12 protein-coding genes are annotated in these 10,126 nt (G+C 65.2%); 2 read left to right on the plus strand and 10 right to left on the minus strand.

What is annotated here, in order from left to right; genetic code table 11:
• Nucleotides 1-135: 135 nt before the first annotated feature.
• Both HYH08_RS06590 and HYH08_RS06595 read right to left on the minus strand, forming a co-directional pair.
• Entirely contained in the window at nt 136-996 is an 861-nt protein-coding gene (locus HYH08_RS06590) for an alpha/beta fold hydrolase (protein ID WP_220008904.1), read from the minus strand.
• A 345-nt stretch (nt 997-1,341) separates the two neighbouring features.
• A complete protein-coding gene (locus tag HYH08_RS06595; protein WP_220008905.1) occupies nt 1,342-2,265 on the minus strand; it encodes a division plane positioning ATPase MipZ in 924 nt (307 codons plus the stop codon).
• Nucleotides 2,266-2,549: 284 nt separating this feature from the next.
• Between HYH08_RS06595 and panC the strand changes: the two genes are divergently transcribed.
• On the plus strand, nt 2,550-3,401 hold the full coding sequence (panC, locus tag HYH08_RS06600) for a pantoate--beta-alanine ligase (RefSeq protein ID WP_220008906.1): 852 nt from the start codon (nt 2,550-2,552) through the stop codon (nt 3,399-3,401).
• Here panC and HYH08_RS06605 read toward each other — a convergent pair whose 3' ends face one another.
• The 5 genes from HYH08_RS06605 to HYH08_RS06625 all read right to left on the minus strand — a co-directional run bounded on the left by HYH08_RS06605 (nt 3,402) and on the right by HYH08_RS06625 (nt 6,540).
• Nucleotides 3,402-3,842: a DUF1489 family protein gene (locus HYH08_RS06605; protein WP_220008907.1), complete on the minus strand. Its 441-nt coding sequence runs from the start codon at nt 3,840-3,842 to the stop codon at nt 3,402-3,404.
• A 42-nt stretch (nt 3,843-3,884) separates the two neighbouring features.
• Nucleotides 3,885-4,877: a hypothetical protein gene (locus HYH08_RS06610; RefSeq protein ID WP_220008908.1), complete on the minus strand. Its 993-nt coding sequence runs from the start codon at nt 4,875-4,877 to the stop codon at nt 3,885-3,887.
• Nucleotides 4,878-5,030: 153 nt separating this feature from the next.
• A complete protein-coding gene (locus HYH08_RS06615; RefSeq protein ID WP_220008909.1) occupies nt 5,031-5,234 on the minus strand; it encodes a hypothetical protein in 204 nt (67 codons plus the stop codon).
• 187 nt (nt 5,235-5,421) lie between these two features.
• Nucleotides 5,422-5,790 carry a YidB family protein gene (locus HYH08_RS06620; protein ID WP_220008910.1) on the minus strand — a complete coding sequence of 123 codons (369 nt, stop codon included), beginning with the start codon at nt 5,788-5,790 and terminating at the stop codon, nt 5,422-5,424.
• An 87-nt stretch (nt 5,791-5,877) separates the two neighbouring features.
• Nucleotides 5,878-6,540 carry a glutathione S-transferase family protein gene (locus HYH08_RS06625; RefSeq protein ID WP_220008911.1) on the minus strand — a complete coding sequence of 221 codons (663 nt, stop codon included), beginning with the start codon at nt 6,538-6,540 and terminating at the stop codon, nt 5,878-5,880.
• A gap of 136 nt (nt 6,541-6,676) precedes the next feature.
• Here HYH08_RS06625 and HYH08_RS06630 point away from each other — a divergent pair, with 136 nt between their 5' ends.
• Entirely contained in the window at nt 6,677-7,390 is a 714-nt protein-coding gene (locus HYH08_RS06630) for a DUF599 domain-containing protein (protein ID WP_220008912.1), read from the plus strand.
• A gap of 179 nt (nt 7,391-7,569) precedes the next feature.
• Here the strand turns inward: HYH08_RS06630 and tolA are convergent, their stop codons facing one another.
• From tolA to HYH08_RS06645, 3 genes are all read right to left on the minus strand, one after another.
• On the minus strand, nt 7,570-8,565 hold the full coding sequence (tolA, locus tag HYH08_RS06635; RefSeq protein WP_220008913.1) for a cell envelope integrity protein TolA: 996 nt from the start codon (nt 8,563-8,565) through the stop codon (nt 7,570-7,572).
• Nucleotides 8,566-8,614: 49 nt separating this feature from the next.
• A complete protein-coding gene (locus HYH08_RS06640; protein WP_220008914.1) occupies nt 8,615-9,433 on the minus strand; it encodes an aldo/keto reductase in 819 nt (272 codons plus the stop codon).
• Nucleotides 9,434-9,577: 144 nt separating this feature from the next.
• Nucleotides 9,578-9,892 (minus strand): helix-turn-helix domain-containing protein, encoded by a 315-nt coding sequence (locus HYH08_RS06645; RefSeq protein ID WP_220008915.1) that lies wholly within the window; start codon nt 9,890-9,892, stop codon nt 9,578-9,580.
• Nucleotides 9,893-10,126 lie beyond the last annotated feature (234 nt).

Raw genomic sequence — 10,126 nt, forward strand, 5'->3', positions numbered from 1 at the left:
CCCTTCACCTTACGTGAGCAGCTAATGTGGTCAGCGCACTCGGTTCGGTCAATGCACAAAGCCTCCGCGGGCGAACGCCGGCGGAGGCTTTGAAGATCGGTATCGTCCTTTCAGTGAGCCGTCAGCTCTTGTGCATCAGCTCTTGGCGGGTGCCATCAGAGCGACCGGACCCGGCTCGAGAATCTTGGGCGGGGACGATTGGGTGTCGACCGGCGACACCTCGCTGTCGGTGGCGCTCAGGAACTTGTCCAGCATGCTCTGGATCGAGTTCTTGGCGGCATCCGGGCCGGTGTCGCGCATGTCGTTGTGCTGGAATTCGGTCTTCACCACCTGAATGCCGGCCTTCTCGCATTCCTCGTCGGTCGGGATCACGCCCGCATCGGTCTTGAACTGCGGGTCCTGCGAACGGAACGACAGGATCTTGAATTTGCCGGCGGTGACGAAGGGCACGCGCAGATTGTCGAGCGTGACGACTTTCTTGACCTCATCCGGATATTGCTTGGCGAAATACATCGTGATGTCGCCGCCCATGGAGTGGCCGACCATCGTCACCTTGTCGTAGTCGGCGTTCGGCTGGACCTTCTTCATCTCCTGCATCGCGAGATGAATGTTGGCGACGCCGCGCAGGATCTGCGGCAGGCGGCCGACATAGAGCTCGCCCGGCTTGGTCACCATCGGAGGATCGGTCGGCAGGTCATGCTGCGGGCTCACGACCATGTAACCACGCGCCGCGAAGATGTTGGCGAGGAAGCCGTACTCGGTGTTCTTGACGGTATTGCCGTGATTGATCACCGCGACCGGCAACGTGATCATGCCGGCGTTGGCCTGCATTTCCTTATCGCGGCGAACCGCGATATCGACAGGGACGGGACGGTTGTCGCGCGAGGCGTCATAGAAGGTGATGGTCTCGTGCTTGATCGCCCACTTGCTCGCCGTAAAATAAGCGATGCCGCAGAGGGCACTGACCGAAACCAGAACGGCAATTCCACGCTTCATTTTCGTCCTCAGCCTCAGGCTCTTGCGGCCTGAACCCCTGTTGAAAATCGTGTTTCTTCCGGGGCTCTCCGGCCCCTTCGCGCCTATTCCCTAATATATGTCACAGCCGCGTGACAGGAAGGCTAAATATTGTGAACCGGGAGCCCTTTCATTGTGCGTCGCACACGTTTGTTGGGCACCCCATTCTCATACCGCTACGTCAGGGTGCAGGTCACCATCGGACGCAACCGGTCTCGATCGGGTTCAATTTCGCAGTAAACGTGGGGTGAAAACGGCCGAGCTCGCGCTCGGTTCCGGCGAGAACCGGCCGCTTGGATCTACTGGAAGTAGCGCTATACCGCCGGTTCAGGCGCCGAGGATGTCGTGGACTTCGAGCGGCTTGTCGACCTGGCTGAACCATTCGGCGCGATTTGCCGCACGGCGCCGACCGCGCTCGTCGAGCGGCAGCTTGAGCTGCCGGAGCAGGCTCGTCACCTCCTCCCGCGCGGTCAGGTGGCCGAGATTGGGCCGCATGCCGAGCGTGGCCTCGTCGATCTCGTCCAGCGCGGTCAGCCCGCGCGGGAAGAATTCGCGGTAGACGACGCGCTCGGCGAAGCCGTCGACGTAGCGGAAGCCGAGCCGCAGCGACAAATCCTTCAAGCCGTCGGCAACGAGCTGCTTGTTGCGGGAGCCGAGCATCGACAGGCGGTTGCGCACCACGATCCAGTCGGTCGAGGAGCCGTCGAGCTGGCGGCGCTTGCGCCGGACGTCGCGCACCATCTCGGCGTAATGGCTCTCGCCCGTCACCGCGTAAGTGGCGGGATCGACGGTGCCGAGCACGTCGAAGTCGAGGAAGCTGTCGTTGATCGGCGTGACCAGCGTATCCGCCATCGAGTGCGCAAGGCGCATCAGGTAGCTGTCGGTGCCCGGCGTATCGATGACGATGAAGTCGAAGCTGCTCTCGACTGCCGAGACCGCCTCCATGAATTGCTGGAACTCCGAGTTCTCGTTCTCGGCGATCTGCATGGTCTCGCCGAGCTTGATGCAGCGGTGCACTGGCAATTCGAGGTCGAGCTTGGTGCGGCGGGCCCAGGCGGAACGGTTGTTGATGTAGTGGGTGAAGCTTTGCTGGCGGCAGTCGAGGTCGATGGTGGCAACGCGTTGGCCGGCCTTCAGCAGTGCGACTGCGATGTGCAAGGCGGTGGTCGATTTGCCGGAGCCGCCCTTCTCGTTGCCGAGCACGACCACATGCGCCGAGCCCGATCGGCCTTGGCTAGCCTGCACAAGCATCGCGATCCTCAAAACCCCTGACGAATATCTTCGAGTTGGCCGCCGCTGCGGTCAAGTGAAATGCGTGACAGATAATGCAATTCGCACTGCGCCGTTCTTCATCATGAATCGCAGCGCCTTCCACCGTCTGTGATCCAGCCCACACACTCGCGAGATCATGCGCGGCTCGACACGGGATGCTGTGCCGCATCCGGATGCATGGCGTCCACGAGCGCCTCTTGTTAAGGTTAGCCAGCCGGGCGCCGGGACGCGCCCGCCCCAATCCCAAACCCCGTCGAGCTCTGATGTCACGCAGCCCCTTGATCGCCCGCACGGTCCCCACCCTGCGACGCGCCGTCGACAATCTTCGCAAGCGAAAGGCCACGGTCGCGCTGGTCCCGACCATGGGGGCGCTCCATGACGGGCATGTGTCGCTGGTGCGCCTCGCCAAACGGCGCGCCAGCCGCGTCGTGGTGTCGATCTTCGTCAACCCGACCCAGTTCGCACCTACCGAGGATTTTGGCGCCTATCCGCGCACCTGGAAGTCCGACATCGCCAAGCTCGCCGCCGAGGACGTCGACATCGTCTGGCATCCCGGTGTCGAGGCGATGTACCCGGAGGGCTTTGCGACCCGCATCGTGCCGGAGGGCCCGGCACTGGCCGGCCTCGAGGATCGTTTCCGGCCCCACTTCTTCGGCGGTGTCGCGACCGTGGTCGGCAAGCTGTTCACGCAATGCCGGCCGGATGTCGCGATCTTCGGCGAGAAGGACTTCCAGCAATTGCGGGTGGTGACGCAGATGGCGCGGGATCTCGACCTCGGCGTCAAGGTGATCGGCTCCCGCACCGTGCGCGAGCGGGACGGGCTCGCGATGTCCTCGCGCAACGTCTACCTCTCGCCGGAAGAGCGACAGACCGCCACCGTGCTCTACCGCGCCATGAAAGACAGCGCCGGGCGCATCAAGGCGGGCGAAGCGATCGCGCCCGCGATGGCGCGCGGCGCGGAGACGATCACGGCGGCCGGCTTCGCGCTCGACTATTTCGAGGCCCGCCATGCCGGGACGCTGGCGCCTGTCACCTCGCTCAAGGACGGCCCGTTGCGCATCCTGGTCGCAGCAAAGCTCGGCACGACGCGGCTGATTGACAATATCGCGGTGTGATTACAGCAGTCCGAGATCGCGAAGCTCGCGGCGCATCGGCTCAGGCATCGCCGCGATCGAGCCGGCGGCGGATTTGCCGAGATCGGCCGGCACGGAATCGTCGGTGAGATAGCGCCAGCCCTGGAACGGGCGCATCGGCCGCGGCGACACCGAGATCACCTTCGGCTGCATCACGATGCGGCACCGGCCGATGCCGTCCTTGTCGCGGAACGGCTCGATGCCGATGATCTTCTCGCGCGCGGCGATCTCACCCTTGATCACCCAATAGAGTGATCCGCCGCCGAGGATCTCGGCATCGCGCTTGGGCACCATGCGGGTGATGTGGATGTGGTGTTGCGGCAGACCCTTTTTCTTGGCGGTCTGCATCCGCTCGGCCACCCACTCCTTCAATTCCTTGACGGAGTCGCAGCCGACGGCAAGCTTGATCAGATGGAGTGGCATGGCCCAGCATTAGCCGGGCAGCCACCCATTTGGAATGCCGATCTACTCGTTATCCGCAGCTGGAGCAGCCGGTGCGGACGCCGGTGGCGCGAGCGGAACCGGCGCCGGCGCGCGCGCAGCCTTCGGTGCCGGCGGCTTCTTGGCGGCAGGTGCCGCGGGAGCTGCAGCCTGTGCCGACGTCGCAGCCGGTGCGCGCGACGCTGCCGGCGCCGTGCCGGCGGCCGGCGCGGCCTGGCGCGCGGCCGGCTCCGGATTCATGATGCTCACAGGCGGTGTCGACGAGGCGCTCGGGAACTCGGCGTTGGTCGGCTTACCTGTCGGCATCGACGGCGGCAGTCCGGCAAGCGCACCTGTGACCGGCAGCGCCGCCACCGGCCCCGGAGCCGCCGCGGGCGCATTCCAGGTCGGCGCGTAGCGCGCGACCAGCTGATCGTAGAGATGGGAGTCCATGTTGGCAGCGACCTGCTGCTGATCGGTCAGCGAGCGGAACGCGGCGCAATCGAACTGCGTGCAGCCGTCACGGGCGACCAGCACCTGCGCGACGAGGCCGTAGCGATCGTGCTCCAGCGATTTGCGCAGCACCTTCATGTCGGGCGTCAGGTTCTTCTCGGCGGTCGCGACATCGCCAAGCCCGGTCAGGCGGTCGATCCTGGCAGCGGTGGTGGTCACCGCGGCGGCCGCCGTGTCGGGCGCGCCAAACAGCGCCTTCTCGCAGCCGATCGCCACGGCATCGCCGGCGAGGTCATCGAGGCAGGACAGCGCCGGCAGGCTTGCGGTGACGGCAGCCTGCGCGCGCGCCTCGGCTGGCGTAGTCTGCCCGACCGGTCCATAGAGACGCATGGTGGCGGCCACGGCGATGCCGATGGCAAGCAGGGTGATGACGGTGAGTGCGCCGTTGGCGACCGATTTTTCGGCGCGCAGCAACGTGATCAGCAGGATCAATCCAAAGAAGCCGGCAGCCGCCAGCGTCATCCACATCGGGAAGGCCGGCGAGCGCCAGATTTGGTCGAGCGATGAGGCCCATGCCCAGTTCATGCGCGACGTCCCTTCACGCGAGCTGAGAGCGATTGGTCAAGCGAGCACCGCGAGTCGGCAACTGCCCCCCGGCCCACCTTGTCGAGGCGAAGCGGGCCTTTTGACGGCGAGCGGATCATTGATCCGCAACGTCAATGCGCAGTGGTCAGCGCGTCAGGATTGAGCGAGCTGGCTTTCCTTGGCGACCCGTTCGAAAGCTTCGGTCGAGCTCTTGATCCGGTACTGGCAGTCGTCGCCTTCGGTCGGCAGCAAGCGGATGATTTCATAGGAGCCGCTGGCGGCGGGGCGCGCGACATTGCTGGCCGTGAACAGAACGCGCGTTCCAACGGGGAATTTGTGCTTCAACACCCTCTCCATTACTCAAACAACGCCTGCCTCGCCCATGGTCCCACTGCGAGGCCGGCTGGAAACCCAGCCGCTGTATAGCACGCATGCGGCGTTTTTGGCCAGCCTCATCCGAGCATGGCAAACGCACAAATTTTGAAGTCTTTTCAGGACGATAACTGGAACAGCGGACCACTTGAATACCGCTGGAACCGCCCCGTCAGGCACCATGCGGCAGCTTGCCGTCGGCGCTCGCATGATCAACTGCCTTGGGCAGCTCCTGGGCGAGGATCTGGCCGAGCTGGTCGACCGGGATGTTGTAGCGTGCCGCCAGCTGGCGGACGGTGTCGTTACCCAGCACGGCGCGGAGCTGGTCGGCCGAGATCGGCAGGTTCTGGCCGTTGCCGAGCCAGGATTTGACCTGGTCGCCGAAGCCCGCCTGCTGGAGCTTCGCGACGATCGCGCTGAGGCCGCCCTGATTGTTGCTGCCGAGCACCTCGCTCAGCACAGCCGGCAGCACGGCGGCGCCGAGCTGGCCAAGTGCGCTGCGCAGCGCGGGGTTGTTTTCCAGCGAGTCCAGAATACCCATGGCGTGCCCTCTCCTAAGCCGTAGCCGCTCCGTGATTGAGCGCCGCCACCCGGGATTCCGTCAAGCAGCGCTCGATCACAATCATGCTCACGCGTCCTCGAACTTCGCGATGACGAGCTTTTCGGCAAGCCCTTCGCGCGTCCATTCCTGGAAGGCCGGCAGCGCCATCATCGTCTCCATGTAGGCTTTCGTGTCAGACGCCACCTCGATCGCATAGGTGCGGAAGCGATGCACGACCGGCGCATACATGGCGTCCGCGGCGCCGAAGCGGCCGAACAGGAACGGTCCGTTGGCACCGTAGCGCGCCCGGCACTCGCGCCAGATCTCCTCGATGCGCGCGACATTGGCCTTCGCATCCGCCGACAGCGGCACGGCGCGGATCGGCCGGTGCAGGTTCATGCCGCATTCGCTGCGCAGCGCGACGAAGCCGGAATGCATCTCGGCGCAGACCGAACGGGCGTGGGCGCGGGCCGCGACGCCGTCGGGCCACAGCTTCTTCTCGGGATAGCGCTCGGCGATGTATTCGATGATGGCGAGCGAATCCCACACCGTGATGTCGCCGTCGACCAGCACCGGCACCTTTCCGGCGCGGCTGAAGGACAGGATCTGCTGCTTGTCGGCGGGGTCGTCGGTATAGAGCGGGATCAGGGTCTCCGCGAACGGGATGTCGTTGGCGCGCAGCGCGAGCCAGGGCCGCATCGACCATGACGAGTAGTTCTTGTTGCCGATGGCAAGTTTGAGAGCAGCCATGTCACGGGTCCTTCCGCAAATGTTCTGGAGCAAGTCTTCTGGATTCGGCTGCTTTTAGCGCCATCCGCTGCCGCCAATCAATCGTTGCCGCCATCGGTCCTGCGTGGCAATCGTTGCGGCCTGCGAGGAGAGAGCTATGAGCAGGCACTGGGTCGACATCACCGCGGTCGGCTTCTTCATCGTCGAATGGCTGGTCTATGCGCTGACGCTGGAACACTCGGCCTATGGCCGCGACAGCCTGTCGGCGCGGATGAACCGCTATCGCGAAGTCTGGGTCCGCCGCCTGCTCGATCGCGAGGCGCGCATGGTGGACATGCAGATCATGGCTTCGCTGCAAAACGGCACCGCCTTCTTCGCCTCCACCAGCCTGATCGCGCTCGGCGGCGCGCTGGCGCTGCTGCATGCCACCAACGACGCGATCACGATCTTGAGCAAGCTGCCGATCGACCTCAGCACCTCGCCCGCCATGTGGGAATTGAAATGCGTCGGCCTCGTGCTGATCTGCGTCTACGCCTTCTTCAAATTTGCCTGGGCCTATCGCCTGTTCAACTATGTCGCGATCCTCTACGGCGGCATGCCGCCGGCCTCGCAGCGCGACACGCCGGCGGCGGAAGCCCATGTCATCCGCACCACCCGTCTGTTTGAATCCGCCGGCCGTCACTTCAACCGCGGCCAGCGCGCCTTCTTCTTCGCGCTCGGTTATCTCGGCTGGTTCGTCAGCCCCTGGGTGCTGTTCGTCAGCACGGCCGCGGTGGTGATCGTGACCTGGCGAAGGCAGTTCGCATCCAGCGCCTGGGCCGCGATGGCGCCGGAGGCCGTCGCGGGCGATGAGGTCAAGCGCGGTCATTAGGCGCGTATCCCGGACGCGATGCAGCGCCATAGCGCGTCGAAGACGCGCGTAAACGCGCTTATGACGCTGCTTCGCAGAGCCGGGGCACCAGAGCGGCATTTTTCCACACAAGTGCCCCCCACGTCGGATGAGGAACGACGTCGCTCTCCAATTCACAGCTCAATGTGCGCCCGGATGCGCTACCCGCCGAAATCCCTTGGACTGAACGGCAGATCCAAGACCTTCCACTCCGCGTAGAGATTGGCCGGCAGCATCTTATAGGGCTGACAGGCCTGGAGCGCGGCCATTGCGGATTTCACCATGGCCACGCCCTTCGCCGATGGCGGGGCTTCAATCAGGATCGGCTCGCGCGCCAGCGTGCCGTCAGTGGCAAGCACCGTGCGCAGCTTGATGCGCACGGCATCGGTTGGCGCGACACCGGCCGGCAGTTTCGCGCAGCTCCTCAAGTGCCGGCGAAGCTCAGCGATGACTTCCGCCGGCAGCTTGGCTGCGATCGAATCCTTGGCGTCGCCACCGTCGTCCTTGGGGGCGTCCTTCGGCAGCTCTACCGGCAATTCGGCCGGCAGGCCCAGCATGACGCCGTATTTGACGGTGACGTCGGGCTCGGGCGCCTGGTAGGCCGGCGGTGGCGCGGCCTGCGGCGGTGGCGCTTGTGGCGGCGGCTGCATTGGAGGCTGCGATGTCGGCGGCGGCTGCACCGCCTGCGGCGGCAATTGGGACTGCGGTTGGGGCGGCGGCTGTTGCGATGGCGGCGGCTGCTGGGGCTGCGGCTGGACGTTGGCCTCACGCTGCTTCGGCGCTTGCGAGGGCTCCGGCTGCGGTTGCTTCTGCTGCGCCGGCTGCTGCGGTTCGGGCGAGGACTTCTGCTGCGAGGATTGCGGCGAGGGCTTGGCGGCCGGCTTCTGCGCCGCCTCCGCCTTGTCGGTGACGTCGAGCTTCGGCAGTCGCAGCTCGGGAGTCGGGGTCGGCTCCGGCGCCTTCTCCTTTGCGGCCTCCTCCGCCTTCGTCTCCTGCTCCTTCACCTGCTCCGGCGTGACGATGTCGACCGCAACGGTCTCCTGCGGCGCGGTGCGGAACGGATGGACCTCGCTGATCAGGATGATCAGCCCGACCAGCGTCAGATGGGCGATCGCCGACGCTGCAAGGTCCGTCCGTATGATCTTCCGCAGTTCCATCGCCTGACTTCGGGTTGCCGGGCTGGTCCTAGCATAACGGAAGCCCCCCTCAATCCCATTTTGGTGCGAAGCCGAAATCGGTCAGGCGGCCCTTGGGGCTGGCGAGCGCAGCGATCTCGGCCATCTCGGCATCGGTCAGCTCGAAATCGAAGATATCGATGTTCTCCGACAGGCGTTCGACGCGCGAGGTGCGCGGGATCGCGGCAACGTTCTGTTGCACGAGCCAGCGCAGGCAGATCTGCGCCGGGCTCTTGCGATGCGCGCGGCCGATCGCCGCAAGTGTTTGGTCGGACTTGATGCGGCCCCTGGCGATCGGGCTGTAGGCCACCAGCGCGAGGCCGTGCTGGTCGCAGGCCGCCCTCACCTTGGTCTGGTCGAGATAGGGATGGTATTCGACCTGGTTGCAGACCAGCGGCTCCGGTGACAGCTCCACCGCCTGCTCGATCAGCGCCACCGTGAAGTTGGAGACGCCGATATGGCGGGTGAGGCCCATGCGCTTGGCATGCGACAGCGCGCCGAGCGTCTCCGCCAGCGGCACGTGCGGATTAGGCCAGTGCAGCAGCAAGAGATCAACGGAGGGCAGCCGCAGGCGCACCAGGCTCTCCTTGACCGAGCGCTCGAGGTCATAGGGCGTGAAATGGCTGGTCCAGACTTTCGTGGTGAGGAAGATGTCGTCACGGCGCACGCCCGAGGCGCGCAGGCCGTCGCCGACCTCGCGCTCGTTGTTGTAGATCTGCGCGGTGTCGATATGGCGATAGCCGAGTCGCAGCGCCTGCTCGACGACGCGTGCAGCCGGCCGGCCGCTCAGCTCCCAGGTCCCGAGCCCGATCGCCGGTATCCTTGCGCCATTGGCTTGGACGAACAGCATGAGGAATCCTCTCTGTTGCAGCGCCCCCAAAGAGTCGTGCCGAGTCGTGACCGGTCGTGACCAGGCATCATTATGGACCCGGTCCGCCAGAGTGCAACGGAGGCCGGGCCGGATCTTCAGTGCAATGCTAACGGGAGGTTGGTATCAGGCTTTGGCGAGCGCCTGGAACACGGTATCGGGCGCATGCGCGATCACCGCCAGCAGCGCACGGGCCGGCCCGCGCGGAGCGCGCTTGCCCTGCTCCCAATTGCGGATGGTCTCGACGGGCACGCCGAGCTTTGCAGCGAACTCCATCTGGGTCAGGCAGGCGCGGCGGCGCAAATCACGCACCGCGTGCGAGCTGTCGCCCTGTACAGCGTTGTCCATGGTCTGCACCGGCGAGGGCTGGACCGGAAATTCCTGTCCGTCCCGCAACTCAACGACCCGTCCGTCCGCCTTCAGCCGCAACCGCATGTTCATTCCCCCAAGCGAGGAAGATGATGCGGCAGGTCGCTTAAGTTCGGATTAAAGATGATGGTCTCGTGCCCCGGACGCGGCGCAGCGCGCCTCCGCGGTGCGCCGCAGAACCGGGGCCCAGCTGACTACAGAGTGTGTCGCTTCTGATGGTGTGGACGGCCCCCTACGGCATCAGTTGTGCCAGAATGAGGTTGTCACACACCCATTCACAGGAGCCGTCCGTGAGCCAGATTATCC

Origin of the sequence: Bradyrhizobium sp. BR 10289, from assembly GCF_019455385.1 — a bacterium.
Classification (GTDB): Bacteria; Pseudomonadota; Alphaproteobacteria; order Rhizobiales; family Xanthobacteraceae; genus Bradyrhizobium.